We start from the raw sequence: 239 nt of genomic DNA, 5'->3' as shown, positions 1-239 counted from the left end.
ACACTAAAGCTCTATAAATCCACTCAGAGAATGTAGCTCCTTCTAAAATAAGTGGTGGAATAAACGCCATGATTGCCGCTGTAATAACTACAACTGGAGTGTAGTAACGTGCAAACTTCGTAATAAAGTTTTCCGTTGGTGCTTTTTTACTGCTTGCATTTTGAACTAAATCTAAAATTTTCGATACAGTTGATTCACCGAATTCTTTTGTAACTTCAATTGTCAACACACCGTTTTGG

General features: G+C 36.0%; 1 protein-coding gene. It reads right to left on the bottom strand.

Translation table 11 applies throughout. The features are described from left to right. Positions 1-239: P-type ATPase (locus tag ACTHS4_RS12510; protein WP_440366047.1), on the bottom strand; the 239-nt coding region annotated here is incomplete at both ends.

The organism is Neisseria sp. P0014.S009 (assembly GCF_051958155.1).
Lineage (GTDB): Bacteria > Pseudomonadota > Gammaproteobacteria > Burkholderiales > Neisseriaceae > Neisseria > Neisseria flavescens_C.
The sequence above is the reverse complement of the archived record's forward strand: the minus strand, read 5'-3'. Positions and strand labels throughout refer to the sequence as shown.